Source organism: Streptomyces sp. NPDC038200 (assembly GCF_055600785.1).
The window spans coordinates 104,877-129,291 of the sequence record NZ_JBVJYH010000024.1 but is presented as its reverse complement, the minus strand read 5'-3'; the positions used below and the strand labels follow the sequence as shown (position 1 = coordinate 129,291).

Genomic DNA, 24,415 nt, shown 5'->3' with positions numbered 1-24,415 from the left:
ATGTACCCGGCCAAGCTCGCCGAGGGCTCCATCGTCCGCGAGGTCTACGACGGCAAGGAGTACGTCGAGGAGCGCCACCGCCACCGCTACGAGGTCAACAACGCCTACCGCGCGGAACTGGAGAAGAAGGCCGGCATCGTCTTCTCCGGCACCTCCCCCGACGGCAAGCTCGTCGAATACCTCGAATACCGGCGGGACGTCCACCCGTACCTGGTCGCCACGCAGGCGCACCCCGAGCTGCGCTCGCGCCCGACCCGCGCGAACCCGCTCTTCGCCGGTCTCGTGAAGGCGGCCGTCGCCTATGCCACGGCCGACCGCACCGCGCTGAGCGTGCCCTGACCCGCGCGGCCGACGGGCAGGGGCCCGTGTACCGCGCGGCCCGCCCGGTGCCCTCCGCCCGTGGGCGGGGCGGAGGGCGTTCCCGGCGGACCGCGGCGCCGGACCTCAGTTGGCGTTGGCGAACCGCTTGAAGGCGGCCTTGGTGCCGGAGCCGGCGATGCCGTCGACGGGACCGGTGTAGCCCCAGCTGTCCTTCAGGAGCCGCTGGAGCGCCTTGATCGTGCCCTTGCCGACGACGCCGTCGATCGGACCGGTGTAGCCCCAGTACTTCTTCAGGCAGCGCTGGAAGGACTTCCAGCTGGTGGTGCCGAGCTTGCCGTCGACGGCGCCGGAGTAGCCCCAGTACTTCTTCAGCCAGCGCTGGACCTTCTTCGCCTGGGTGGCGTTCAGGCCGAGGTTGTTCACCGCCTGCGGGGTGACCGCCTCGGTGACCGCCGCCGGGTGGGCCGCCCCGGGACGGACCGCCGCGGGTGCGGCGACAGCGGTGCCGGCGGCGAGGCTGCCCGCGGCCAGTGCCACCGTGGTCGCGGCGGCGAGGAACGTCCTGGTGAAGATGTTCGTCTGCATGTGTTTCCCCCTGGTTGACGAGTGCCTCCCGGCACGGCACACAAGCTACGTTCCGTGGCTTGTGCACGTCGTCGACCAGGGAGTTGACACCTGGCTCCACCGGCCGCGGTAGCACCGGGCCGGGCTACCACCTCCGCGGTAGACCGAGGGACGGACGGTCAGCCCCTGCCTCCGCTGAGGTTCCCCCACCGGGGTCCGATCTGCTTCCACTCCTCGTCCCATTCGGCCATCCGCCGGCGGATGAGCCGGCTGCGGCACACCCATCCCGCACCCCAGACCAGCGCACCGGCCGTGGGGGCGACGAGGGCGCCGGTGAGGGCGGACTGGAGGTCGGCCGCCGTACCGATGACGGGAGCGGGCACGACCCGGTCCGCCCGGTTCGCCCACACCGTCACCCGGGTCCCGGCGGCAGCGCCCGGGAGGACCTTCGCCCGGTCGGTGTGCACCGAACCGTCGGCGTCCGTCCAGCGCACGGCCGCCCACACCCGCCCGTCGTCGTAACCGCCGCCGGCGGGCGCGGTCTGCGCGGTGTCATCGGTGAGTACGGCGGACACGGAGCGCACCTGCGCCAGCCGCGCCGCGAACGCCGACTCGGAGATGTGGGCCGCCACCAGGCCCGCGAGGACACCGACGGCCAGCGCCAGCACCCAGGTCGCGAGAACGATCCACGCCTCGACGACATCGCTGTGCCGCCTGAGCGGGTTGCGCCGCCAGCGCCACAGCCGCACCCGGGTGGCCGTTGTGGGAGGTGTCCGTGTCATGGTCACCGCCTCCTCTCGCGCACCGGCGGCCCGAGACCGGGGCGGCAGCCCCCGCGGTGTCCCCGACCCGGTTCCGAGCAAGCGTCACGACTCCATCGTGCACCTCTCCACGCCCGTCGTCCGCCGCAGATCGGGAAGCGGACGGGAAGGGGGCGGGAAGTGGGCGGGAAGCCGACAGGCAGGACAGGGGGACGGGAGGGGGACGGATTCAGCGGATAGGAAGCGTCAGGCGGGATCAGAGGGGATCGGCAGGGGTCAGGGGGTCCGTGGGCATCAGGGGATCAGGAGGGGGTCAACGGGAGGTCGTCGGTGTAGGCGTTCACCGGCTGGGCGATCGGGGCGGCCTCCCTGACGTCCAGCGCGGCTTCCGCGGTCCGGGTGCCCAGGGCGCCCCGGGGGTGCCAGGTTCCGGTCACCGCCAGCCAGGTGTCGGCGGGCGGCGCCTCCGTGCCGTACACGCGCACCTTGACCGTCTGGGAGTCCGCCGCACAGCAGGTGAAGATGATGCGGGTCAGGTACCAGCCGTCGCCGTCGCCGTCCGGGGTGACGAAGCCGGTCAGCCGGACGGTGCGGCCCTCGATGGCCCGGCCGCGGTCCTGCTGGACGCGCTTGGTGAATTCCGTGAGGGTCAGCGGCAGGGGCGAGGTGGCGGGCAACGGGGCGAACCCCTTCTTCTGCACGGCGACCGCCTTGGTGTTCGCGCGGGCCGCGGTGTACGCCCCGAGCGCGGGCGGGGCGTGGAAGAGCAGGCTGAGGGCCGGGAGGAACAGCAGCCAGGCGACGCGTGGGGTGTGGGTGTGGTCGTGACCGTGGGCGTGCTCGTGGGTGTGACCTTGGCCGCCGTCGTGGTCGTAGCCCTGGCCATGGTCGTGCTCGTAACCGTCACCGTGATCGTGTTCGTCACCGTGATCGTCCGCCCGCCCGTGGTGGTCGCGGGCGGCGGCGGGTCGTCGCGCGCCGCGGGTGGCCGCTCCCGCCAGGCCGAGGAGCAGCAGGACCACTCCGGACACGATCAGCAGCGGGCGCAGTCCGGCCTTGACGTAGCGCAGGTAGGTGTCGGTGAAGAGGGCCACGTGCAGCAGGCCGATGCCGGTCAGCGCCAGCAGCAGGGTCTGGACAGGGCGTCTCACAGCAGCGCGCCTCCGATCAGGACGCTCGCGGCCACCGCCACGACGGTGGTCGTCGTGGAGAACCGCCAGGCGAAGGCACGGCCGAAGGTGCCGGCCTGAAGAGCGATCAGTTTCAGGTCGACCATCGGACCCACCACCAGGAACGCGAGCCGGGCGGTGGGCGAGAAGCCGGTGAGGGAGGCGGCGACGAACGCGTCGGCCTCCGAGCAGACGGCCAGCAGCACGGCGAGGCCCGCCAGGAACAGCACCGACAGCCAGGGCGAGCCGGAGAAGGTGTCGAGGACGGAACCGGGCACGGTGACGTTGAAGGTGGCGGCGGCCATGGCCCCGAGCACGAGGAAACCACCGGCGTGCAGGAAGTCGTGCTGGAAGCCGAGCCGGAACTCGGTCCAGCGACTGTGGCCGCTCCGGTGACCGGTGTGCCGGTGGCGGAGCAGGGGGCGCAGCCACTCCTCCTTGCCGAGCCAGAGCCAGAGCCAGCCCATCACCGCCGCCGTGGCGAGGGAGGCGAGCAGCCGGGCGGCGACCATCGCGGGGCTGCCCGGGAAGGCGACGGCGGTGGCCGTCAGCACGACGGGGTTGATCGCCGGCGCGGAGAGCAGGAAGGCGAAGGCGGCGGCCGGTGGTACGCCCCGGCGGATCAGGCTGCTCGCGACGGGGACGGAGGCGCACTCGCAGCCCGGCAGGACCGCGCCGGCGCAACCGGCGACCGGTACGGCGAGGGCCGGCCGCCTGGGCAGCACCCTGGCGAACAGGTCGGCCGGCACGAACGCGTTGATGGCGCCGGACAGGGCGGTGCCGAGGAGCAGGAAGGGGAGCGCCTGGACGGTGATGGCCAGGCAGACGGTGCGCCAGGCCTGGACGGCCGGATGGTCGAGCCACCGGGTGCCGGCCACGAGGAGGACGACCGTGGCGCCGGCCGTGAGCGCGAGGGCCGTGCCGAGCGGCCACGGCCGGATGCGGCGCAGGGGCGGTCCGACGGGTACGGCCGCCGCACCCTCCACCACACCAACCAGTTCATCCGTTTTTTCCATTATCACTCCGGATGTCGGCGTCTGGCCGACGATAAGCGAGGAGGGCGGCCCGGCGGCGCGTACACGCCGCCGCGGCAGCGACTCGGGCGGCACAAAGCGCCCCTTCGGTGGCTCTCGGTGGCTCTTCTCACAATCCGGGCCGAACGGGCCCGAAGGTGACGGGCGCCACATCGCCGGGCGGCCATGTTGTCTACGTTCGGGACCCATGTCGTCCCACCCCTCCCGCACAGCGCGGACCAAGGCCGGCGCCCTGGTGGCCTCGGCAGCGGCCCTCCTCTCCGCACCCCTCCTGCACCCGGCCCCGGCGATGGCCGCACCCGCCCCCGCCCCCGCCAAGGACACCCCGGCGCGCGCCACGGCGGCCGTGCTCGACCTGGACGGCACCGGCCGCACCCCCGTGGTCCACGGTGCGGACAGGGCGTACGACACGGCCAGCATCGTCAAGGTCGACATCCTCGCGTCCCTGCTGCTCCAGGCGCAGGACGCGGGACGGCACCTGACCGCGCGGGAGCGGAAGCTCGCCGAGCCGATGATCCAGCGCAGCGACAACGCGGCGGCCGACGCCCTGTGGCGGCAGATCGGCCGGGCCCCCGGGCTGGCGGCGGCCAACGAACGCCTGGGGCTGACCTCCACGACGGGCGGGCCGGGCGGCAAGTGGGGACTGACCCGGACGACCGCGAGCGACCAGATCCGGCTGCTGCGGGCCGTGTTCGACTCCGGCCGCGCGGCACACAAGGGCTCCGGCGGACTCGACACGAAGTCCCGAAGCTATCTGCGGAACCTGATGACTCACGTCGTACCCGAACAGAGCTGGGGTGTCTCCGCGGCCGGGGGCCCGAGGTCGCCACAGGCGCTGAAGAACGGCTGGCTCCAGCGCACCCGCACGGGCCTGTGGGACGTGAACAGCGTCGGCCGGGTCACCGTCGGCGGTCACCGGTACCTCGTCGCCGTCCTGTCCGACGGCAGCGCCTCCATGACCGACGGCGTGCGCCTGGTGGAGCGGACGGCGCGCGCGGCCGTGGCGTGAGGGGACCGGCGGGCGAGCCGGAGCCGGTGACCGAAACCGGTCCACCGGTGCCTGTGACACGTCTGTGACGGTGGGCGGACAGCTCCATGAAGTCCGGCGAGCACGGTGGTGGAACAAGGGCAAATCGTCCTAAACGGACAGCACCGAGCCGTTCCGCCGGAGGAATCACCATGAGCGCCACGCCTCTCGCCGCGTCGCCCGCCGAAGCCGCCGCCCCCACGCTGGCTCCGCGCGAGTGGGAGACGCTCCGGCACATCGCCGCCGGCCGCACCTATCTGCAGACCGCCCGCCACATGGGTCTGTCCACCCACACCGTGGACGCCTACCTGCGCCGCATCCGGGCCAAGCTCAACATCACCAACACCGCCGAACTGACCCGCGCGGCCATATCCATGGGCCTGTGAGCTTCCCTGTCCTGTGGCAGGTGGCACGTCCTTGCCGACGCCCCGCGCCGCACCGCTGGACGCGGGGGCCGAGCGGCCGGAGGCGATGGCAGGATGCGCGGATGGATCTGATCTTGCGCACGGCGGGCCGGCTGCTCGGGACCGAGCTGTCCGACCCGGTCGACCTGGGCGGCAGCCGCCGCAGCTCCGTGCTGCGCTGCCGGACCGCGACCGGTGGCACCGTCATCGTGAAGGCCTACGCCACAGGACCGGAGGCGCTGCGCTGCTTCTCCTCCGAGGCCGCCGCGCTGTCCCTCGGCTCGGCCGGCCCGGCCCTGCTGGGTGTGGATCCGGCGGTGCCGCTGGTGGTGATGGAGGACCTCGGCGAGGCGCCGTCGCTGGCGGACGTCCTGCTCGGCGACGACCCGAAGGCCGCCCGGGAGGGGCTGCTGGCCTGGGCCCGCGCCCTCGGCCGTCTGGCCGCCGGGTCCGTGGCGAGCCGGGCCGAGTTCGCCCGGCTGACGGCCCGCTTCGGCCGGGGCGGGCCGTCCTGGGCGGACGATCCCTGGCTCGACCGGAGCGCCGCCGCGCTGCCCCCGCTGCTCGCCGAATCGGGCGTCACCGCGCCGCCGGACCTGGCCGAGGAGCTGGCCCGCATCGGCACCGCGGGCGGTGACCGGTACACGGCGTTCACACCGGGCGACACCTGCCCCGACAACAACCTGCTCACCCCGGACGGTCTGCGCCTGATCGACTTCGAGGCGGCCACCTTCCAGTCGGTGTTCCTGACGGCCGCCTACTGCCGGATGCCCTTCTCCACCTGCTGGTGCGTCTTCCGGCTGCCCGCCGACCTGGCGGAGCGGATCGAGCAGACCTACCGCGCCGAGATCGTGCCCGTCCACCCGGCGCTCGCCGAGGACGCGGTGTGGCAGGCCGGGCTGCGCCGGGCGGTCGCCGGATGGACGGTCCACGCCACCGTGCGCCTGCTGCCCCGCGCGGCCGAGGACCGGCCGATGCACCGGACCCGGCGCCCGGTCCCCACGGTGCGCCAGCTGCTGCGGCACCGCTGGGAGGCGGCGAGCGGGCTCACGGAGTTCCCGGCGTTCGCCCGGACGATGGAGCTGCTGCTGCACGGCCCCGCCCGCCACTGGCGGGTCGCCCCGCTGCCGGAGTATCCGGCCTTCCGCGGCTGAGGACCGCGGGAGGGAGCCGATGGCCGGGGAGCAGGGCGCGGCCGGGGCTTTTCGACCGCCGCGGAAGGGGCACGCGGTCGGGGTACGCGACCGACACACGGTCGGGGCACGCGACCGGCACACGGTCGCGGCTCGCGACCTGCCGGAGGGGCGGTACCACGATGACCGAGTACGAACGTTCCCGCACCATGCCCGCACAGCCCGAGCACGTCTTCGACCAGGCGGCCAACGTCTCCCAGCTGGACGCCTGGCTCCCGGACGCCCTGCACGTGGACGTCGAGGACCCACCCGCCGTCACCGTGCACGAGGACCGCTCCGGTCAGGACACGCCCGCGCTGCTGCGCTCCCGGCCCGACCAGATGCGTCTGGAGTGGGGTACGCGCGAGCAGGGCGGCTACACCGGCTGGCTCCAGGTGGCGGGCATCGGCAGCGGGGCCAGCGAGGTGACCGTACACCTGTCCTTCTTCGACGCCGGTCATGACCCGGGCGAGCAGGCGGCCCGCGACGCCCTGGACGGCAGTCTGCGGCGCCTGGAGGAACAGGTGCGGATGCGGGTCGACAACCCGGGCGGCTGACACCTGCCGTGGCGCCCCGGCGAGGACCGCCGCCGAGCCGGACCGCGGCGCCGCCGAGCGGGCACCGCGGGGCCGGCCCGCACGTACCGGCCGCCGGTCAGGTCCCTGACCCCAGCCGCTGGGTCGAGTAGGCGCACTCCGTGTAGATGTAGCCGGACCTGAGCTTGGCGGTGTCCGAGGCCGGGGTCGCGGTGCTGCCGCCCTCGGGTTTGTGCACGAAGTACGTGGTGCCGACGGGGAGGCTGATGGTGCGCTGCGGGTAGTGCTTGCCGCTGTCGGAGCAGGGCTTGAAGCCGGAGATCAGCGTGTCGGCGAGCGTGTACGCCTTGCAGCCGCCGCAGCCCTTCAGCGTGAAGCTGCCGGTCACCGGGCCGGTGTAGAGGACGGTGATGTCGTCCGGGCTGTCGTTCTTGACCGTGACGGCGATCCCGCCGCCGGAGGCCGTGGTGGGCAGCTTCTTGCCGGCCGCGGGGACCGTCCGGGCGACCTCGGCGGCTATCGCGATCTTCTGGGCGCGGGCCCGGTTCTTGTCGTGTTTGTGGTCGGCGGCGAACTGCTGCATGGTCTTCTGCGCCGCGTCGAAGTCACCGTCCTTGTACTGGTCCACACCGCACTCGTAGGCGCCCGCGTCGCCGCTGCGGCCGGCTCGGCTCGCGATCTTCGCGAGTCCGCCGTCCGTGTCACCGGCCGAGCCCGCCAGGTCACCGATCTTGGTGTCGAGCGTGCTCAACCGCTCGACGGCCGCGCAGGGTTCGTCCCCGCCCACGGCCTTCTCCGCCGTCTTCACCGCCGAGTCGACGGCGGGCACCACCTTGGCGGCCGGCCCGGACCGCGGGAAGGTGTCGAGCAGGTCGCCGAAGCGGTTCACCCAGTCCGCCTCGCCGGCCGCGAGGCGCTCGGTGCCGCACTCGTACAGGGAGGTGGCGAGCCGGTCGTCGGGCCACCGGGCCAGCGAGCCGAGCCGTTCCTTCGGCATGGTGCGGGGCACGGTGCGGAGGTATTTCAGCGGCTCCACGGCGTCGCAGTACTCCTGGTGGCCGTAGGCGGCGCCGACCGTCGTGTAGTAGGTCCGCAGGCTGCCGGGGAGTTCGTGGGCCGCGCGGGAGCCGGAGTGGTGCACGGCGATGTCGCGGTAGACCTCCAGGGCCGTCCGGTAGTCCGACACGGCGGCGGTGAACGTCTGCCGGCCGCCCGCGACGACCAGGTCGTCGGCCCGCTCGAGGCGGCCGAGGAGCGCCTGTTCCACGGCTTCGTCGTGGGCGTCCTGGTACCAGAGGGCGCCGCCGGCCGGGACGGCGAGCAGCAGCACGCCCAGCAGCAGCGCGAGGGGGGCTCTGCCCGGCCATGCCAGCCGGGTGCGCAGGCCGGCGAGCCCGCCGTGGACGGCCGCCGCCAGCAGAAGTACGGCGTAGCCGGCGACCGCCGCTCCCGGGACGCCGTCGGCGTCCGCGGGGAGCGCGACGAGCAACAGGGCACCGGTCGCCACCCAGCAGAGGGCCGTCAGCACCCAGCGGCGCAGGAGCGCGTAACCGAGTCCGAGGCCGCTCAGGTTGAGCAGGGCGACCGCGGCGGCCCGCCCGGCGTCCGGCGGCGCGGGCGGCGGGCTCGCCGGCATGGGAGGCGGGCTCGGCGGCATGGGAGGCAGCGGTGGTCCGCCGTACCCCTGGTTCGGACCGTACGGACCTCCGGACATGATGGCTCCCCCCGGTCAACTGCCCCCGCGTGTCTGCGGATCCGCAGTGTACGGGTGCGGGAGCGGAGCCGACAGAGGATCGAACAACCGCCCGGACATACATAATCCTTATTTGCCCTATGCCCTATTTATCCGATTATCCTGGGCGGCTTTGCCGGCGACCGTGCTGTTCACGGAGCGTTCGCGACCGCGGTCCTGGTGGAGTTCCCGCCCGGCGAGCCCGTGGCCCGCCCGGTGCACTGCGGGCACCCCGAACCGTTTCTCGTGCGCGCCGGCCGGGTGCGGGCCCTGGCACCCGGCCGGCCCGGCGCTCCCCTCGGTCTCGGCGACCCGCTGGATGCGGCACCCGTCGCCCGGATCGTGCCGTTCGGTCCGGGCGACCGTCTGCCGCTGTACACGGACGGATTCATCCCTCACCACGGCGACGGGCTGCGGGCTGGGGCCTGCGTGTTCTCTTGCCGTCGATGGCTGACAGCAGCGCCGGCCGAGGCTTCCGCCCATGTGCTCCGAAATGTCCCGAAGAAGGCAGCCCCTCCCCTGTCCGGCCCAATCACGGTGCGCCGGAGGGGCGGGCCGGCGTGACGGGTGTGACCGTGAGGGGAGGGCACCGCACGTTCACGAGGGCGAGGAGAGGACATGGCGAACGGAGTCGGCGAGGGCTGCGCGCAGCTGAGTGCCGTGGCGGACGCCGTGTTGTACGAGGGATATCTGCTCTATCCCTATCGCCGGTCCTCGGCGAAGAACCGGGTCCGCTGGCAGTTCGGGGTGCTGCTGCCCCGCGACTGGGTGGAGCGGGACGGGCCGGTCGCACCGGGCCTCTCCGGCTCCGCCGACTCCTGGTACCAGCAGACCGAGTGCCTGCTCCGGATCCGGCGCGAGGACGCGGCCGTACGGGTGCGGGTGCGCTATCTCCAGTACCAGCACAAGCAGGTGGAGGCGGCCGACGGGAACGGCGGGCACCGGCCCGTGGAGTCGCTGCGGACAGCCGACGGAGCGACCCGGCTGTCGTTCGAGGAGGCCGTGGCCCGGGAGACGGAACTGGTGCTGCCGCTCGCGGAGCTGCTGCGAGGCGGCCGGACCGCCGCCGTGGGCGCACCCGCCGGGACGGAGTACGAGCCGCTGCCCTCCGGAGAGGGACGGACCGTGCGACGGCGCCTGGAGGTGCGGGCCCGGACCACGGTGACGGCCGAGCCGCTCGCGCCGGAGCTGTACCGGCTGCGGGTGCGCACCGAGAACACGGGCGACGCGGCGGACCCGCGGGCCCCTCGGGGTGCGGTACTGGCGCACGCCCTGCTCGCCACCCACACCCTCCTCGCCGGCGACGGCGGGGAGTTCGTGTCCCTCATCGACCCGCCCGCAGCCCTCGCGGAGCATGCGCGCGGCTGCCGCAACGCGTTCACGTTTCCCGTGCTCGGCGGGGCTCCGCCGGCGTCCGCGCACGACGACGGGGCGACGGACACGTATCTGCTCTCCGCGCCGATCATCCTCCCGGACCATCCGCAGGTGGCTCCGGAGAGCCCGGGCGACCTGCACGACGCGGCGGAGATCGACGAGATCCTCACGCTGCGCACGATGCTGCTGACCGACGAGGAGAAGGCCGAGGCGCGGGCCACCGATCCGCGGGCCGCGCGGATCCTCGACCGGGTGGACACCATGCCGCGGGAGGTCTTCTCCCGGCTGCACGGCACCATTCGTTCCCTGACGCCGGTGCCGGCTCCCGCCGCCGGGCGGCCCGCCTGGTGGCAGGAGGGCGGTGACGACGGGCTGTCCCCGGCGACGGACACCGTGCTGGTGGACGGGGTACCGGTGGGCGGCGGCAGCCGGGTGCGGCTGTGTCCGCGCGCCCGGGGCGCCGACGCCCAGGACATGTTCCTGGACGGGCGGACCGCGCAGGTCGCCGGCGTCTTCCACGACGTGGACGGCAGTGTCCGCCTGGCCGTCACGGTGGACGACGATCCCGCCGCCGAACTGCACGGCTGGTACGGCAGGTTCCACTACTTCCGGCCGGACGAGGTCGAGCCGCTCGGGGTCGCGGACGCGCCACCGGGCCCGGTCCCGCCGGCCCGGCCGCGGTCCCCACGGCCCGCGCGCCCGGCCGACCGCCCGGAGAAGGGGAGGTCCGATGCACGCGCTTGACGCGTGGGCGCGGCCACCGGACGGACGGCCCCGACGAAACCCCCGCACCGACCCTCGCGGCCCCGTCGGCCGCGGCCCAGTCCGATGTCCGTGACCGGCTGCAACGGAGGCCTCAGTCATGACCACACAGAGCGGTACCACCGAAGTCAGCGGCGAGCCCGGCAGGGCAGCGGCTCGGGACGGCTTCGACGAGATCACCATCCTCTGGATCTCGGAGGGCATGAGCTGCGACGGCGACACGGTGTCGCTGACCGCGGCGGGCCAGCCGTCCATCGAGGACGTGGTGCTCGGTCTCATCCCGGGCCTGCCGAAGGTGAACCTCGTCAACAAGGTCCTCTCGCCGAGCCTGGGCGGCGAGGACTTCCTCGCCCCCTACCGGGCGGCGGCACGCGGTGAGCTGGAGCCCTTCATCCTCGTCATCGAGGGGTCGATCCCGAACCAGAACATCATCGAGGGCGACGGCTACTGGACCTCCTTCGGCAACGACCCGGAGACCGGTCAGCCGCAGACGCTGAACGAGTGGATCGACCAACTGGCGCCCAGGGCCTGGGCGGTGGTCGCCGCGGGCACCTGCGCGACGTTCGGCGGCATCCACGCCATGGCCGGCAACCCGACCGGCTGCATGGGCCTCGCGGACTACCTGGGCTGGGAGTTCAAGGCACAGTCGGGGCTTCCGGTGGTCAACGTGCCCGGCTGCCCCATCCAGCCGGAGAACTTCATGGAGACCCTGATCTGGGTGCTCCAGCACGCGGCCGGTGCCGCTCCCCCGCCGCCGCTCGACCACATGCTGCGCCCGCAGTGGCTGTTCGGGAAGACCGTCCACGAGGGCTGCGACCGGGCCGCGTACTACGAGCAGGCCGACTTCGCGAAGGACTACAACTCCCCCAAGTGCCAGGTGAAGGTCGGCTGCTGGGGCCCGGTCGTCAACTGCAACGTGCCCAAGCGCGGCTGGATGTCCGGCATCGGCGGCTGCCCCAACGTCGGCGGCATCTGCATCGGCTGCACCATGCCCAGCTTCCCCGACGCCTTCATGCCGTTCATGGACGAACCCCCGGGCGGCACGCTGTCGTCGATGGTGATCCGGCCGTACGGGGCGGTCATCCGCCGGCTGCGCGGCCTGACCAACGACATGGTGAACCACGAGCCCAGGTGGCGCCACAACAAACGGAAGCTGACCAGCGGTTACGACCCGCACTGGCGCGCCTGACGCCGTCCGTCCCCCGCTCCGCAACCCATCCGCCCGACCGCACACCGAGGGGCAGTACCGCAGATGACCACCACCGAGTCCCGCTCCACCGAGCGCAAACCCGCGCAGATCGTCGACATGTCCTGGGATCCGATCACCCGGATCATCGGCAACCTGGGCATCTACACGAAGATCGACTTCGCCAATCGGGAAGTCGTGGAGTGCCACAGCACCTCGTCGCTCTTCCGCGGCTATTCGGTGTTCATGAAGGGCAAGGACCCGCGTGACGCCGGGTTCATCACCTCGCGGATCTGCGGCATCTGCGGCGACAACCACACCACCTGCTCCAACTACGCGCAGCAGATGGCCTACGGTGTGAAGCCGCCGAAGCTGGCCGAGCACATCACCAACCTCGGCGAGGCGGCGGAGTACATCTTCGACCACACGATCTTCCAGGACAACCTGGTCTTCGTGGACTTCTGCGAGGCGATGGTCAAGGCCACCAACCCCGGTGTCCTGGCCCGCGCCGAGCGCACCGCCGCGCCCCGCGGCGACATCCACGGCTACCGGACCATCGCCGACATCATGAAGGCCTTCAACCCCTTCGAGGGCGAGGTCTACAAGGAGGCGCTCAAGGTCAGCCGGATCACCCGGGAGATGTTCTGCCTCATGGAGGGACGGCACGTCCACCCCTCCACGCTGTACCCGGGCGGGGTCGGCACGATGCCGCAGCCGAACACCTTCACCGACTACCTCAGCCGCCTCATGCGCGTCATCGACTTCATCAAGAAGGCGGTGGCGATGAACGACGACGTCTTCGACTTCTTCTACGAGGCCCTGCCCGGCTACGAGGAGGTCGGCAAGCGCCGCATCATGCTGGGCTGCTGGGGGGCCTTCCAGAACCCGGACGTCGTCGACTACCGCTACGCGACGATGAACGAGTGGGGCAGGGCGATGTACGTCACCCCGGGCATCATCGTGGACGGGCAGCTCGTCACCAACAACCTCATCGACATCAACCTCGGCCTGCGCATCATGCTGGGCAGCTCGTTCTACGAGGACTGGGTGAACGAGGAGCCGTTCGTCACCCACGACCCGCTCGGCAACCCGGTCGACATGCGCCACCCGTGGAACCAGACCACCGTCCCGGTGCCGCAGAAACGGGACTTCGAGGGCAACTACAGCTGGGTGATGAGCCCCCGCTGGTACCACCCGGGGACCGGCGAGCACCTGGCCCTCGACACCGGCGGCGGCCCCCTGGCCCGGCTGTGGTCGACCGCGCTGAGCGGCCTGGTCGACACGCCGTACATCAAGACGACGGGCGGCAGCATCCGCATCACCCTGCCCAAGGGCGAGAAGCTGCCGGAGACCACGCTGGAGTGGCGCATCCCGAAGTGGAGCAACACCCTCGAACGCGACCGCGCCCGGCCGTACTTCATCGCCTACGCCGCCGCCATGGCCCTGCAGTTCCTGGACGAGGCGATGGGGATGCTGAGGAACGGCGACACGAAGGTGTACGAGAACTTCGAGGTGCCGGACGAGGCGATCGGCTGCGGCTTCCACGAGGCGGTGCGCGGTGTCCTCTCCCACCACCTGGTGATCCGGGACAAGAAGATCGCCAACTACCATCCGTACCCGCCGACCCCGTGGAACGCCAGCCCGCGGGACATCTACGGCACCCCGGGTCCGTACGAGGACGCCGTCCAGGGCCAGCCGATCTTCGAGGAGAACGGGCCCGACGACTTCAAGGGCGTCGACATCATGCGCACCGTCCGCAGCTTCGACCCCTGTCTGCCCTGCGGCGTCCACATGTACATGGGCAAGGGCAAGACCCTGACCACCGTGCACTCCCCCACCTACGGAGCCAACCATGGCTGACGCTGACGCCGCCGCGCGGCTCGCGGACCCGGCGGTCGAGGCACGGCTCGCCCGGCTCGACGAGGTGCTGGCCGGGCTGGAGGGCACGCCCGGCCCGGCGCTGGAGGCGGTGCGCCTGCTGACCGAGGTCTACGGCGAGGCACTCGCCCGGGTGCTCGACCAGGCGGAGGAACCGCTGTGGCAGCGGTTCGCCGACGACGAACTGCTCGGGCACCTGCTGGTCCTGCACGAGATCCACCCCGAGCCGTCCGAGCGCAGGGCCGCCCGCGCGGTCGAGAAGCTGCGCCCGGCGGTGCGTGAGCGGGGCGGTGACCTGGAGTGGGCCGGCGTCGACGGACAGGTGGCCCGGGTGCGGCTGAGCGGCGGCGGAGGGTGCGGTTCCGGGTGCGGTGGAGGGTCCGCCGACATCGTCGGGGCCGTGCAGGCCGCCGTCCTGGCGGTGGCCCCCGAGCTGGAGTCGGTCGAGGTGGTCACCGCGGAGCGCAGGGCGGCTCCGGCGTTCGTGCCACTGAGCACGATCAAGCGCCGGGCCGTACCCCAGGAGGCGCGGTGACCGTGGACGGGGCACTCGCCCGGGTGATCCGCTCCGCCGCCGGCCGCGCGGCGAGAGCCGAGGCCGAGGTGTGCGAGCTGTGCGCCACCCGGGTGGCCGACGACCACCCGCACCTGTACGACACCGGGGCCGCCGAGGTGCGATGCGTGTGCCGTCCCTGCTCGGTGCTGTTCGCCGACGACGGGGCGGGCGAGGGCCGCTACCGGCTCGTGCCCCGGCGCCGGCTGCGGCTGCCGCCGGTCGACACGGGGGTGCTGGGTGTCCCGGTGGGGCTGGTCTTCTTCGTGCCGCGCTCCGACGGCACGGTCACGGCCCAGGGGCCGAGCCCGGCCGGGGCCATGCGGTGGGAGGTGGACGCGGCGGCCTGGCAGCGGCTGGCCACCATGGTGCCGCAGCTCGCGGCCATGACACCCGATGTGGAGGCGCTGCTGGTGAACACCGTGCGTGGCCTCGACGAACACTGGATCGTGCCGGTCGACGACTGCTACCGGATGGTCGCCCTGGTCCGCGGCGAGTGGCAGGGCCTGTCCGGTGGCGGCCGGGTCTGGACGGTCGTAGAACAGTTTTTCAGGGAACTGACCGAGCGGTCGTGAGGATCCGGAAGGAGATTCGGACATGGGCAGCATCCGAGTGGGCCGTCCCCAGGCCAAGCCCGACACACCCTCCCATGTGCGCGGGCTGCACCAGGGCAACAGGGGCCCCTACAAGCACCAGACCGGACACCACAAGGACGGCAGCTCCGACGCGCGCCGCTCCACCGGTATCCACTGGAAACGGCATGACGCCCTGGTCGAGGGCATGCCGAACATCTCGCCGGGATGAGCCGGGATGAGCAAGCGATGAGAGAGCAGGGAGTGCCGCCATGGAGATGGCCATGAGAAGAAGAAGGCCCGTGCGAGCGGGGATGTCGGGACGCCGGCTGCTCGCGGCCCAGGCCGCGCTGGTCGGCGGCCTCGGCGTGGCCGCGCTCGTCAAGGAGTTCCCGGGCATCGTCCGGGAGCTGCGCATCTACCGGATGACCGGGGGCCTGCGCGCCCACCGCCGGTACCCGTGAGGCCGGTGTGCACGAGCTGTCGATCGCGACCGCGATCGTGGAGCAGGCCGGGGAGATCGCCCGGGCGGACGGCGCCGACCGTGTCACCTCGGTGACCGTCCGGGTCGGGGAGCTGGCGGGTGTGGTGCCGGACGCGCTGCACTTCGCGTTCGAGGTGGCGCGCGACGGTACGGCCCTGGCGGCGGCCCGGCTCCTGGTCGAGCAGGTGCCCGCCCATGCCTGGTGCGGGGAGTGCGCCGAGGAGTTCGCGGTGGGCATGCCCCCGTTCTTCTGGTGCCCGAGCTGCGACCGGCCGTCGCAGGAACTGCGCAGCGGACGCGAACTGGAGATCACCGGCGTCGGCACATGAGCGGCGCGCGCACGTGAGCGGCCCCGCCTTCCCGGCGGGGCCGCTCACGTCGCCGCGGTCCGCCCGCGTTCAGCAGATGCGCGGCAGCTGCTCGCCCAGCGGCAGGTCCAGCACCCGGGTGCCGCCCAGACCGGTGGCGACGACCACCATGCCCGGGTGGTCCGCCACGCACTCCCCGACGAGGGCGGCGCCGGTCCCCTGAGGGTGCGCGCGCATCGCCGCGAGGACGGCCTCGGCGGCCTCCGGGGGCACGAAGGCCACGAGCCGGCCCTCGTTCGCGACGTACAGCGGGTCCAGTCCGAGGAAGCCGCACGCGTTCGCGACCTCGTCCGGGACCGGGAGGGCACGCTCGCGCAGCCGTACGCCGGTGCCGGAGGCGCGGGCGATCTCGTTCAGGGAGGCGCCCAGGCCGCCCCGGGTGGGATCGCGCAGGACGTGGAGGTCGGGGGTGACCGCCAGCATGGCCGCCACCAGGTCCGCCAGGGGCGCGGTGTCGGAGGTGATCTCCACGCCGAACTCCAGGCCCTCCCGCACGCTCATGACGGCCACCCCGTGCAGCCCGATCGGGCCGCTGACGATGACGGCGTCACCCGGCCGGGCGCGCTGCGGGCGGATGTCGACTCCGGGCGGGACGAGACCGACGCCGGCGGTGGTCACGTACACGCCGTCGCCGTGCCCGGACTCCACCACCTTGGTGTCGCCGGTGGCCACGGTGACCCCGGCCGCCTCGGCCGCCGCGCCGACGGCGCGCGCCACGCGCTCCACGACGGCGAGTTCGACGCCCTCCTCCAGGATGAAGGCGGTGGACAGGAACGCGGGCCGGGCCCCGCTCATCGCCAGGTCGTTGACGGTGCCGTTGACGGCGAGGTCGCCGACGCTGCCGCCGGGGAAGAACAGCGGGCGCACGACGTAGGAGTCGGTGGAGAAGGCGAGCCGGGCGCCGCCGAGGTCGAGCACGGCCGAGTCGGTGAGCGCGGCGAGGGTGGGGTTGCCGTACGCGGGGGCGAAGACCTGCTCGATCAGTTCCGCCGAGAGGGCGCCGCCTCCGCCGTGTCCCATGACGACGACCGGCTGGTCGCGCAGGGGGGCGGGGCAGGTCCAGCCGGCGGGGTCCACGGGGGCCGCGTCGGTGGTGACGAGGTCAGCCAACGGGGTTCATCTCCTCCTGCGTGATGCGGGATCCCTGGGCTGCCGGGGTGTTCATCCGGCGGTACAGGTAGTAGGCCGCGCAGGCGCCCTCGCTGGAGACCATGGTGGCGCCGAGCGGGGTGCGCGGGGTGCAGGTCGTGCCGAAGGCCGCGCACTCGGTGGGCTTGATCAGCCCTTGCAGCACCTCGCCCGCCCGGCACACGGCGGGTTCCTCGGTGCGGATGCCGGTGACGTCGAAGCGGTGCTCGGCGTCGTAGGCGCGGAAGGCCTCGGCGAGCCGCCAGCCGCTGTCCGGGATGGGGCCGATGCCCCGCCAGTTGCGGTCCGTGACCTCGAAGACCTCCTCGATCATGCGGACGGCCGCCGGGTTGCCCCGGTCGCGTACGGCGCGGGGATAGGCGTTCTCCACCCGGTGCTCGCCGCGTTCCAGCTGGTGGACGGCGCGGCGGATGCCTTCGAGGATGTCGAGCGGTTCGAAGCCGGTGACGACGATCGGGACGCGATGCCTCTCGGCGAGGTCCGGGTACTCGTCGGTGCCCATCACGCTGCACACGTGCCCGGCCGCGAGGAAGCCCTGTACCCGGCAGGCGGGGGCGGTCATGATGGCGTCGATCGCCGGGGGGACCCGGACGTGGGAGACCAGCAGGCTGAAGTTGGCCAGGCCCAGGCGGCGGGCCTGGTGGACGGCCATGGCGTTGGCGGGGGCGGTCGTCTCGAAGCCGATGGCGAAGAACACGACCTGCCGGTCGGGGTGCTTGCGGGCCAGGTCGACGGCGTCCAGCGGCGAGTAGACGACGCGTACGTCACCGCCCTCGCCCTTGACCCGGAACAGGTCCCGGTCGCTGCCGGGCACCCGCAGCATGTCGCCGAAGGAACAGAAGATCACCTCGGGGCGGGCGGCGATGTCCAGGGCCTTGTCGATGACGTCGAGAGGTGTCACGCACACCGGGCAGCCCGGGCCGTGGATCAACTCGACCTCTTCGGGCAGGAGCTGGTCGATGCCGTGCCGGATGATGGAGTGGGTCTGCCCGCCGCAGACCTCCATCAGGGCCCAGGGACGGGTGACCGTCGCGCGGATCTCGTCCAGCAGCCGCCGGGCCAGATCAGGGTCGTTGAACTCGTCGATGTACTTCACCGGACCTCGCTCCCGCTCTCCTGCCGCGCCGCCTGCTCCCAGGCGTCGCCGAACTCCTCTTCCAGCAGTCCCAGTTGGCCGAACAGCTCCAGCGACGCACGGGCCGACGCCTCGTCCAGGCGCTGCAGCGCGAAGCCGACGTGCACGATGACGTACTCCCCCACCTGGATGTCGGGCAGGTACTCCAGACAGGCCTGTTTGCGTACGCCGCCGAAGTCGATCAGGCCGGTGAGCGGGTCGGCGTCGTGGTCGATGGACACGACCTTGCCGGGCACTGCCAGACACATGGGTCACTCCGTCTCGTGGTTGACTGCAGTTCCCGCGACCATCAGCTGGCCGAGCGCCAGACCGCCGTCGTTCGGGGGGACCTCACCGTGCCGGAGGACCGTGAAGCCGGCCGTGGCGAGCAGTGCGGCGGCTTCCTCCTCCAGCAGGGCGTTGGCGAAGACACCGCCGGTCAGGGCGACGGTGGTGAGGCCGGTCTCGGCGCGGGCCCGGCAGCAGACGTCCGCCACCGCCCGGGCGACGCCGCGGTGGAAGCGGGCGGCCAGGACGGGGACGGGGGTGTGGCGGGCCTGGTCGTCCAGCAGCGCGCGGAGCGCGGGGGCCGGATCGATCTCCCACCCGCCCGCGCGGTCCTGCCGGCCGGGCGGCCGACGGCCCGGGGCTCCGCGCGGGCCCCCGGGGAGCGGGGTGAGGCCGAACGGATAGGCGCCCGCGTCCGCGTCGCTCGCCCGCGTCGCCGCCGCCTCCAGCTCCATCGCCGCCTGTGCCTCGTACCCGGCCCGCTGGCACAGCCCCGCGAGGGAGGACACCGCGTCGAAGAGCCGCCCCATGCTGGAGGTCGGCACACAGGCCAGCTGCCGCGTCAACTGCCGCCGCAGGATGGCCAGTTCCGTCTCGGCGCAGGCCCGGACGCTCGGCAGTTCCGGTGTCCACGGCAGTCCCGCCGCCCACAGCCGGGCCAGTGCCAGCCGGCAGGGGTTGGCCACGCCGGCGTCGCCGCCGGGCAGCGGGGCGGGGCTCAGGCGGGCGAGACGACGGTAGCCGCCGTAGTCGGCGAGCAGGATCTCGCCGCCCCACACCGTGCCGTCGTCGCCGTATCCGGTGCCGTCGAAGGCGACGCCGATCACGGGCGTGCCGCCGTCCAGGCCGTGTTCGGCCATCGCGGCGGCGATGTGGGCGTGGTGGTGCTGGACCAGTACCGGTGCGGGCAGTCCGAGTCGCGTCGCCGTGCCATGGGCCCGGCGCGCGGAGTGGTAGCCGGGGTGGCGGTCGGCGGCCACCAGCCCCGGGGTGACTCCGGTGAGGCGGGTGAGGTGCCGTTCGGCCCGGTCGGCCGCGGCGAGGGTGGCCAGGTCCCCCATGTCGCCGATGTGCGGCCCGAACCATGCCTGCTCGGCGTCCCCGACGCACAGGACGTTCTTCAGGTCGCCGCCGGCGGCGAGCGTGGGCCGGACCGGCAGCGGGAGGCGCACGGGGCGGGGCACGTAGCCGCGGGAGCGCCGCAGGACCTGTTCGGTGCCGTCGGGGCGCACCCGGAGCAGGGAGTCGTCGCAGGGGCAGGCGATGGGACGGTCGTGGCCGAGCCAGGCGTCGGCGAGCCCGGCCAGTCGGGTCAGAGCCTCGGCGTCGTCGGTGACGATGGGCTCGCCGGAGCGGTTTCCGCTGGTCATGACGAGCAGCCGGGGGCCGGGCGGATCGCCGGGCAGCCCGAACAGCAGGGTGTGCACGGGGGTGTAGGGCAGCAGCACGCCGATGTGCGGGCTGCCCGGGCAGACCTGGCCGGCGAGGCGGGGGCCGTCCGTGCGCTCCCGTCGGCGCAGCAGGACGATGGGACGCCGGGCGCTGGTCAGCGCGTTCCGCTCGGCGGCGGACAGGAACGCGATCCGCTCCGCCGTGGGCAGGTCGGCACACATCACGGCGAAGGCCTTGCCGCCCCGTTCCTTGCGGCTGCGCAGGGTGGCGACGGCCCGGTCGTCGGTCGCGTCGCAGGCCAGGTGGTAGCCGCCGACGCCCTTGACGGCGACGATCCGCCCGGCGGCGAGCAGCGCCCGCGCCGTGGCGAGGGCCTCCGCGTCCCGGGCCGGGCGGACGCCGAGACCGGCGGCCGGGGTCAGGGTGAGGCGCGGGCCGCAGTGGGGGCAGGCGACGGGCTGGGCGTGGAACCGCCGGTCGGCCGGGTCGCCGTACTCGCGGGCACAGGCGGGGCACATCGGGAACCCGGCCATGGTGGTGGCCGGCCGGTCGTACGGCATCGCGGTGGCGATGGTGAACCGGGGGCCGCAGTGGGTGCAGGTGACGAAGGGGTGGCGGTGCCTGCGGTCGCCGGGGTCGGTCAGTTCGCGCAGACAGTCGGCGCAGGTGGCGGTGTCGGGTGGGAGCTGGGTGCGTCCGGGGGACCGCTCGGTGCGGCGGATGGCGAAGGGGCCGGTGGCACCGGTGGCGGGGAGGTCCTCGCAGGCGATCCCGGTCACGGTCGCCAGCGGGGGCGGCTGCTCGGTCAGCCGGCCGAGGAACCGGTCGACCTCGTCGGCGGGCCCCTCGACCTCGATGAGCACGCCGTCCGCGGTGTTGCCGACGAACCCGGCCAGCGCGTGCCCGGCGGCCAGGCGGTGCACGTACGGCCGGAAGCCCACGCCCTGCACCGTGCCGCGCACGGTGATCCGGCGGCGGACCGGGCCGGTGGCGGTGGGCGCGGTCACGTGACGGGGGCGGAGGCGTGGTGGTCGTGCCGGTGCGGGTGCGGGGCGAGCGGCGGGCGGTGCGGCGGGGCGCCCTCGCAGGCGGCGAGGACACGGTCGAGCAGGGTGCCGACGCCGGTGCCGGTGCGGGCGCACGACCGTACGATCTCGACGCCGGGGTTGACCTGGTGCACGTGCTCGTGGAACAGGCTCTCGTCGAAGCCGGCGGGCCCGGCGAGGTCGGTCTTGGTGATCACCACCAGGTGCGCGGAGCCGAACGCCGTCGGGTACTTCAGCGGCTTGTCCTCGCCCTCGGTGACCGCCATCAGCACGATCCGCAGGGTCTCCCCGAGGTCGTACGAGGCCGGGCAGACGAGGTTGCCGACGTTCTCCACGAAGAGCACGGAGGTGTCGGCCGGCAGCCAGTCCGTGAGCCGGGCGCGGATCTGGCGGGCCTCCAGATGGCACAGCCCGTCGGTGAGCACCTGCTGGACGGGGGCGCCGGACCGGGCCAGCCGGACGGCGTCGTTCTCGGTGGCCAGGTCCGCGGTGAGCGCGGCCACCGGCACGCCCCGCTCGCCCGCGCGGGCCAGCACCCGGGCGAGGAGTTCGGTCTTGCCGCTGCCCGGGCTGGACAGCAGGTTGACCAGGGTCATGCCCTGCCCGGCGAGCTCGTCGCGCAGGCTCGCGGCCAGGTCGTCGTTCTTCGCCAGGACGGCCTTTTTCACGTCGGACCGGCACATGGGCGCTGCTCCTCGGATGCGGTGGCAAAGCCCGGGCCGCAGCGCGTGCGGCCCGGGGTCTCACCGATCTTCGGCTCCGGCGGGCGCCGTACCGGGCAGCGCAGCCGAGTGGCGGGGCCCGGATTCCATCGGGCGGCCCAACGGGGGCAGGGGCGCGGCGGGGTCGGCGAGGAGAGCGGGGACGAGTGAGTGCAGCGCGTCCACGGCCCGGCCGACGGCTTCCCGCACCGGTGCGCTGAGTCCCGGCAGGAGGTCGTCGTCGCTCGGCAGCACGGCGGGCTCGCAGGCGAGGACGAGGACCCGGGGCAGCGGCTCGTCACCGAGGTGCGTGGCCAGGGCCAGCACCTTCGCCGGGTCCATGCCGTGGGCCTCGGGCGGGACGGTCCCGTCGGGGGGTTCGGCCTCGATCAGGGAGAGGGTGCCGGGGCGGTGCCCGCGCGGGGCCGCGTCGACCAGGACGGCGGTGGCGGGGCCGGACAGCAGGGCGTAGGCGAGGTCCAGGCCGCGGATGCCGTAGTCGTGCACCCGTACCCCGGGCGGCAGCGGGCGGTGTTCCAGGGCGCGGATCACCTCGGGGCCGAAGGCGTCGTCGGCGAGGAAGATGTTGCCGACGCCGGCCACCAGCAGTCGTGGCGTCAACGGAGACCTCCGGCGGCCGGGGCGAGGGGCCGGGGCGAGCCGCCCGGGGTCTTGCGGACGAAGGCCGCGCGCAGGGCGTGGTAGGGGGCCTCGGGGTCGAAGAAGATGGCGTGCATGCGGGCCAGTTCGGCCTCCCGGTGCTGGGCGAGGGGGCGTTCCCGCTCGTCGGCGGCGCGTGCGTCCGCCTTGGCGGCGATCCGCCGGTCCAGGTCCGCGGCGGTGGCGAGGCCGGCGGCCAGCCGCTCCACCTCGGCCGGGAACTCTCCGGGCGCCGCCGGTACCAGCCGGTCCACGAGGCCGAGCCGCTCGGCGGTCGCGGCGCTGACGGGCAGGGCCCGCGTGGTCAGCCGGTCGGCCTCCGCGCGGCCCACGCGGCGGGGCAGCGTGTACGTCCAGTACTCGGAGCCGTACAGGCCCATGCGCCGGTAGTGCGGGTTGAGGACGACGCCCGTGCGGCACCACACCTGGTCGGCGGCGAGGGCGAGCATGGCGCCGCCGGCCGCGGCGTTGCCGGCGAGCGCGGCGACCACCAGCCGGTCGGTGGTGCGCAGCACGGCCTCCACGAGGTCGTCCATGGCGTTGAGGTTGGCCCAGGACTCCTCGGCCGGGTCGGGGGCCGCTTCGACGACGTTGAGGTGGATGCCGTTGGAGAAGAAGTCGCGGGTGCCGCCGAGGACGAGGACACGGGTGGGGCGGGTGAGCGCCTCCTGGTAGGCGGCGAGCAGTCTGCGGCACTGGTCGGTGCTCATCGCGCCGCCCGGGAAGGAGAAGGACAGGAAGCCGACGTCGCCCCGCTGCCGGTACCGGATGTCGGTCCAGGTGCGCCGGCCGGGCGGCAGTTCGAGGGGGGCGGGGACCTCGGGGAGCACGAGACCGGGCTCGTACGAGGCGAGCACCGGGGCCGCCGGCCGGCGGAAGGGCGCGGGGTCGCCGGAGTTCTTGCGCGGGCGGAGTTCCGGGATCCAGACGGCGCCGTCCCGGGTGGCCCGGCAGACGGCGCCCGCGCGCTGGGCCAGCAGTGCGCCGGGACGGCCGCGCAACCGGTCCTCGGGGTGGCCGCCGTGCAGGAACACCTCGCGGCCGAAAAGTTCGTCCAGGACGCCCGGCTGCGAGTCGGCGCCGCGGAGACTCCGCAGGACCGTCTCGGTGTCGTCCCGCTCCCAGTCGATCCGCCGCCGTTCCTGCCGGAAGAAGTCGCGCCAGACGACGGTGACCGACTCGTCGGTCTGCGGGAGGGGCTTGTGGGAGCCTTCGGCGTAACGGCGTACGGCCGCCAGGACGGCGGTGACGGCGGCGTCGGACGCCTCGTTGCGGTAGAGGTCGCTCTTGCCGACGGGCGGCACGGGGAACGGCTCGGCCGCCCAGATCGCGCCCGCGTCCATCGCCGCCTCGGCCTGGAGCACGGTCACGCCCCACTGTTCCGCCCGCCCGGAGATGGCCCAGTCCAGCGAGGACGGGCCGCGGTCGCCCGGCGGGCCGGGGTGCACGACGAGGCAGGTGTGCTCCCGCCAGACGTCCTCGGGCAGGGCCGTCCGGAGCATCGGCGCGACGATCAGTTCCGGGCGCAGCTCGTGCACGGCGGTGCGGACCGGTTCGGGGCCGTGCGTGGCGAGCACGACGTCCACCTGGTGTCCGTGGTCGGACAGTTCGGCGTACAGGCGCTGGGAGAGGCTGTTGAACGCGCTGGCAACGAGCAAAATGTTCATGACACGGCATGGTCGTCGTTCGCCGGGGTGCCGTGAAGAACCGCCGCGGCGTTTCGCCGGCGTCGGTCAGGTCTCTTCCTCCATCCGGATCGCATGGCGCAGATCCTCGAACGCCTGACCCCGCTGGTCGCGGTGCGCCTCCAGCAGGGCGGCGGCGATCGCGTCGAGCTTGCGCTGGATGGCGTGCTCGGCCCGCATCTCGGCGTTCTTCAGCAGGGCGAGCAGCAGCAGGGTGACCGCCGTCATGGACTCGCCGGCGAGCAGCAGCAGTTCCAGCCGCAGATGGGCGACGTGGGCGGCGACGAAGAAACCGACGAGCAGTACGCAGAACAGGAAGAACAGCGGTGAGCTGGTGAAGTTCGAGGCGTACTCGGCGAACTGCTCGAACCGGCCGCGGCGCGGTCCGCCACGCTGGACGGGATTCTTGAAGGTCATGCCCGAGCCTTTCCCCGCGGCGGGGGGGCCACGACCGGGGGCCGACGCCCGGACGTCGTACGGATG

General features: G+C 73.3%; 27 protein-coding genes. 14 read left to right on the top strand and 13 right to left on the bottom strand.

The annotated features are described in order from the left end of the window. The coding region (locus ACZ7KF_RS35715; RefSeq protein ID WP_471084761.1) for a glutamine amidotransferase-related protein at window positions 1-339 on the top strand (339 nt) is incomplete at its 5' end. A 105-nt stretch (window positions 340-444) separates the two neighbouring features. Here the strand turns inward: ACZ7KF_RS35715 and ACZ7KF_RS35710 are convergent. From ACZ7KF_RS35710 to ACZ7KF_RS35695, 4 genes are all read right to left on the bottom strand, one after another. After that, window positions 445-906 carry a peptidoglycan-binding domain-containing protein gene (locus tag ACZ7KF_RS35710; RefSeq protein ID WP_471084758.1) on the bottom strand — a complete coding sequence of 154 codons (462 nt, stop codon included), beginning with the start codon at window positions 904-906 and terminating at the stop codon, window positions 445-447. Between the two features lie 158 nt (window positions 907-1,064). Then, window positions 1,065-1,667, bottom strand: coding sequence for an Rv1733c family protein (locus ACZ7KF_RS35705; protein ID WP_471084755.1), 603 nt, complete (start codon window positions 1,665-1,667; stop codon window positions 1,065-1,067). Window positions 1,668-1,948: 281 nt separating this feature from the next. Next, window positions 1,949-2,797: a TIGR03943 family putative permease subunit gene (locus tag ACZ7KF_RS35700; protein ID WP_471084752.1), complete on the bottom strand. Its 849-nt coding sequence runs from the start codon at window positions 2,795-2,797 to the stop codon at window positions 1,949-1,951. Beyond that, window positions 2,794-3,831, bottom strand: a complete 1,038-nt coding sequence (locus tag ACZ7KF_RS35695; RefSeq protein ID WP_471084749.1) for a permease — start codon at window positions 3,829-3,831, stop codon at window positions 2,794-2,796. The genes ACZ7KF_RS35700 and ACZ7KF_RS35695 overlap by 4 nt, the downstream gene beginning before the upstream one ends. A gap of 205 nt (window positions 3,832-4,036) precedes the next feature. Between ACZ7KF_RS35695 and ACZ7KF_RS35690 the strand changes: the two genes are divergently transcribed. The 4 genes from ACZ7KF_RS35690 (at window position 4,037) to ACZ7KF_RS35675 (ending at window position 7,009) form a co-directional block, all read left to right on the top strand. Next, a complete protein-coding gene (locus tag ACZ7KF_RS35690) occupies window positions 4,037-4,858 on the top strand; it encodes a serine hydrolase (protein ID WP_471084746.1) in 822 nt (273 codons plus the stop codon). Window positions 4,859-5,028: 170 nt separating this feature from the next. Then, the gene (locus ACZ7KF_RS35685; RefSeq protein WP_471084743.1) at window positions 5,029-5,262 is read left to right on the top strand and encodes a response regulator transcription factor; all 234 of its coding nucleotides are present in this window, start codon (window positions 5,029-5,031) and stop codon (window positions 5,260-5,262) included. A 101-nt stretch (window positions 5,263-5,363) separates the two neighbouring features. Then, the gene (locus ACZ7KF_RS35680) at window positions 5,364-6,434 is read left to right on the top strand and encodes a hypothetical protein (protein ID WP_471084741.1); all 1,071 of its coding nucleotides are present in this window, start codon (window positions 5,364-5,366) and stop codon (window positions 6,432-6,434) included. A 161-nt stretch (window positions 6,435-6,595) separates the two neighbouring features. After that, a complete protein-coding gene (locus ACZ7KF_RS35675; RefSeq protein WP_471084738.1) occupies window positions 6,596-7,009 on the top strand; it encodes an SRPBCC family protein in 414 nt (137 codons plus the stop codon). 97 nt (window positions 7,010-7,106) lie between these two features. On the opposite strand, the gene ACZ7KF_RS35670 is transcribed toward ACZ7KF_RS35675, so the two are convergent. Next, entirely contained in the window at window positions 7,107-8,645 is a 1,539-nt protein-coding gene (locus tag ACZ7KF_RS35670; RefSeq protein WP_471084793.1) for a hypothetical protein, read from the bottom strand. A 255-nt stretch (window positions 8,646-8,900) separates the two neighbouring features. Here ACZ7KF_RS35670 and ACZ7KF_RS35665 point away from each other — a divergent pair, with 255 nt between their 5' ends. From ACZ7KF_RS35665 to hypA, 9 genes are all read left to right on the top strand, one after another. Continuing rightward, window positions 8,901-9,284, top strand: coding sequence for a SpoIIE family protein phosphatase (locus tag ACZ7KF_RS35665; RefSeq protein WP_471084735.1), 384 nt, complete (start codon window positions 8,901-8,903; stop codon window positions 9,282-9,284). A 54-nt stretch (window positions 9,285-9,338) separates the two neighbouring features. Continuing rightward, the gene (locus ACZ7KF_RS35660) at window positions 9,339-10,838 is read left to right on the top strand and encodes a hypothetical protein (protein ID WP_471084732.1); all 1,500 of its coding nucleotides are present in this window, start codon (window positions 9,339-9,341) and stop codon (window positions 10,836-10,838) included. Window positions 10,839-10,956: 118 nt separating this feature from the next. Further along, complete coding sequence (locus tag ACZ7KF_RS35655) at window positions 10,957-12,045, top strand: NADH-quinone oxidoreductase subunit B family protein (RefSeq protein ID WP_471084729.1); 1,089 nt, start codon at window positions 10,957-10,959, stop codon at window positions 12,043-12,045. 63 nt (window positions 12,046-12,108) lie between these two features. Next, window positions 12,109-13,902: a nickel-dependent hydrogenase large subunit gene (locus ACZ7KF_RS35650; protein ID WP_471084726.1), complete on the top strand. Its 1,794-nt coding sequence runs from the start codon at window positions 12,109-12,111 to the stop codon at window positions 13,900-13,902. Continuing rightward, the gene (locus tag ACZ7KF_RS35645) at window positions 13,895-14,455 is read left to right on the top strand and encodes a NifU family protein (protein WP_471084724.1); all 561 of its coding nucleotides are present in this window, start codon (window positions 13,895-13,897) and stop codon (window positions 14,453-14,455) included. The genes ACZ7KF_RS35650 and ACZ7KF_RS35645 overlap by 8 nt, the downstream gene beginning before the upstream one ends. Beyond that, a complete protein-coding gene (locus tag ACZ7KF_RS35640; RefSeq protein ID WP_471084721.1) occupies window positions 14,452-15,048 on the top strand; it encodes a DUF5947 family protein in 597 nt (198 codons plus the stop codon). The genes ACZ7KF_RS35645 and ACZ7KF_RS35640 overlap by 4 nt, the downstream gene beginning before the upstream one ends. 22 nt (window positions 15,049-15,070) lie before the next feature. Continuing rightward, the gene (locus ACZ7KF_RS35635) at window positions 15,071-15,277 is read left to right on the top strand and encodes a hypothetical protein (RefSeq protein ID WP_471084718.1); all 207 of its coding nucleotides are present in this window, start codon (window positions 15,071-15,073) and stop codon (window positions 15,275-15,277) included. 52 nt (window positions 15,278-15,329) lie between these two features. Next, window positions 15,330-15,509, top strand: a complete 180-nt coding sequence (locus ACZ7KF_RS35630) for a hypothetical protein (RefSeq protein WP_471084715.1) — start codon at window positions 15,330-15,332, stop codon at window positions 15,507-15,509. 7 nt (window positions 15,510-15,516) lie between these two features. After that, window positions 15,517-15,858, top strand: coding sequence for a hydrogenase maturation nickel metallochaperone HypA (gene hypA, locus ACZ7KF_RS35625; protein WP_471084712.1), 342 nt, complete (start codon window positions 15,517-15,519; stop codon window positions 15,856-15,858). Between the two features lie 69 nt (window positions 15,859-15,927). Here hypA and hypE read toward each other — a convergent pair whose 3' ends face one another. The 8 genes from hypE to ACZ7KF_RS35585 all read right to left on the bottom strand — a co-directional run bounded on the left by hypE (window position 15,928) and on the right by ACZ7KF_RS35585 (window position 24,349). Then, complete coding sequence (gene hypE, locus ACZ7KF_RS35620; RefSeq protein WP_471084709.1) at window positions 15,928-17,007, bottom strand: hydrogenase expression/formation protein HypE; 1,080 nt, start codon at window positions 17,005-17,007, stop codon at window positions 15,928-15,930. Beyond that, window positions 17,000-18,142, bottom strand: a complete 1,143-nt coding sequence (hypD, locus tag ACZ7KF_RS35615; RefSeq protein WP_471084706.1) for a hydrogenase formation protein HypD — start codon at window positions 18,140-18,142, stop codon at window positions 17,000-17,002. The genes hypE and hypD overlap by 8 nt, the downstream gene beginning before the upstream one ends. Next, on the bottom strand, window positions 18,139-18,429 hold the full coding sequence (locus ACZ7KF_RS35610) for a HypC/HybG/HupF family hydrogenase formation chaperone (RefSeq protein ID WP_471084703.1): 291 nt from the start codon (window positions 18,427-18,429) through the stop codon (window positions 18,139-18,141). The genes hypD and ACZ7KF_RS35610 overlap by 4 nt, the downstream gene beginning before the upstream one ends. Window positions 18,430-18,432: 3 nt before the next feature. Next, window positions 18,433-20,847: a carbamoyltransferase HypF gene (gene hypF / locus ACZ7KF_RS35605; protein ID WP_471084700.1), complete on the bottom strand. Its 2,415-nt coding sequence runs from the start codon at window positions 20,845-20,847 to the stop codon at window positions 18,433-18,435. After that, the gene (hypB, locus tag ACZ7KF_RS35600; RefSeq protein ID WP_471084698.1) at window positions 20,844-21,569 is read right to left on the bottom strand and encodes a hydrogenase nickel incorporation protein HypB; all 726 of its coding nucleotides are present in this window, start codon (window positions 21,567-21,569) and stop codon (window positions 20,844-20,846) included. The genes hypF and hypB overlap by 4 nt, the downstream gene beginning before the upstream one ends. Window positions 21,570-21,629: 60 nt before the next feature. After that, on the bottom strand, window positions 21,630-22,208 hold the full coding sequence (locus tag ACZ7KF_RS35595) for a hydrogenase maturation protease (RefSeq protein ID WP_471084695.1): 579 nt from the start codon (window positions 22,206-22,208) through the stop codon (window positions 21,630-21,632). Next, window positions 22,205-23,914, bottom strand: coding sequence for an enoyl-CoA hydratase-related protein (locus tag ACZ7KF_RS35590; RefSeq protein WP_471084692.1), 1,710 nt, complete (start codon window positions 23,912-23,914; stop codon window positions 22,205-22,207). Before ACZ7KF_RS35590 ends, ACZ7KF_RS35595 begins: the two co-directional genes overlap by 4 nt. Window positions 23,915-23,980: 66 nt before the next feature. Beyond that, window positions 23,981-24,349 carry a low affinity iron permease family protein gene (locus tag ACZ7KF_RS35585; protein ID WP_471084690.1) on the bottom strand — a complete coding sequence of 123 codons (369 nt, stop codon included), beginning with the start codon at window positions 24,347-24,349 and terminating at the stop codon, window positions 23,981-23,983. Window positions 24,350-24,415 lie beyond the last annotated feature (66 nt).

Coding starts and splice junctions, on each gene's coding strand:
- ACZ7KF_RS35675 (WP_471084738.1), top strand. CDS start 6,596: ATGACCGAGTACGAACGTTCCCGCACCATGCCCGCACAGCCCGAGCAC.
- ACZ7KF_RS35705 (WP_471084755.1), bottom strand. CDS start 1,667: ATGACACGGACACCTCCCACAACGGCCACCCGGGTGCGGCTGTGGCGC.
- ACZ7KF_RS35660 (WP_471084732.1), top strand. CDS start 9,339: ATGGCGAACGGAGTCGGCGAGGGCTGCGCGCAGCTGAGTGCCGTGGCG.
- ACZ7KF_RS35645 (WP_471084724.1), top strand. CDS start 13,895: ATGGCTGACGCTGACGCCGCCGCGCGGCTCGCGGACCCGGCGGTCGAG.
- ACZ7KF_RS35650 (WP_471084726.1), top strand. CDS start 12,109: ATGACCACCACCGAGTCCCGCTCCACCGAGCGCAAACCCGCGCAGATC.
- ACZ7KF_RS35685 (WP_471084743.1), top strand. CDS start 5,029: ATGAGCGCCACGCCTCTCGCCGCGTCGCCCGCCGAAGCCGCCGCCCCC.
- ACZ7KF_RS35710 (WP_471084758.1), bottom strand. CDS start 906: ATGCAGACGAACATCTTCACCAGGACGTTCCTCGCCGCCGCGACCACG.
- hypB (WP_471084698.1), bottom strand. CDS start 21,569: ATGTGCCGGTCCGACGTGAAAAAGGCCGTCCTGGCGAAGAACGACGAC.
- ACZ7KF_RS35680 (WP_471084741.1), top strand. CDS start 5,364: ATGGATCTGATCTTGCGCACGGCGGGCCGGCTGCTCGGGACCGAGCTG.
- ACZ7KF_RS35690 (WP_471084746.1), top strand. CDS start 4,037: ATGTCGTCCCACCCCTCCCGCACAGCGCGGACCAAGGCCGGCGCCCTG.
- ACZ7KF_RS35585 (WP_471084690.1), bottom strand. CDS start 24,349: ATGACCTTCAAGAATCCCGTCCAGCGTGGCGGACCGCGCCGCGGCCGG.
- ACZ7KF_RS35635 (WP_471084718.1), top strand. CDS start 15,071: ATGGGCAGCATCCGAGTGGGCCGTCCCCAGGCCAAGCCCGACACACCC.
- ACZ7KF_RS35590 (WP_471084692.1), bottom strand. CDS start 23,914: ATGAACATTTTGCTCGTTGCCAGCGCGTTCAACAGCCTCTCCCAGCGC.
- ACZ7KF_RS35610 (WP_471084703.1), bottom strand. CDS start 18,429: ATGTGTCTGGCAGTGCCCGGCAAGGTCGTGTCCATCGACCACGACGCC.
- ACZ7KF_RS35655 (WP_471084729.1), top strand. CDS start 10,957: ATGACCACACAGAGCGGTACCACCGAAGTCAGCGGCGAGCCCGGCAGG.
- ACZ7KF_RS35695 (WP_471084749.1), bottom strand. CDS start 3,831: ATGGAAAAAACGGATGAACTGGTTGGTGTGGTGGAGGGTGCGGCGGCC.
- ACZ7KF_RS35670 (WP_471084793.1), bottom strand. CDS start 8,645: ATGCCGCCGAGCCCGCCTCCCATGCCGGCGAGCCCGCCGCCCGCGCCG.
- ACZ7KF_RS35630 (WP_471084715.1), top strand. CDS start 15,330: ATGAGAAGAAGAAGGCCCGTGCGAGCGGGGATGTCGGGACGCCGGCTG.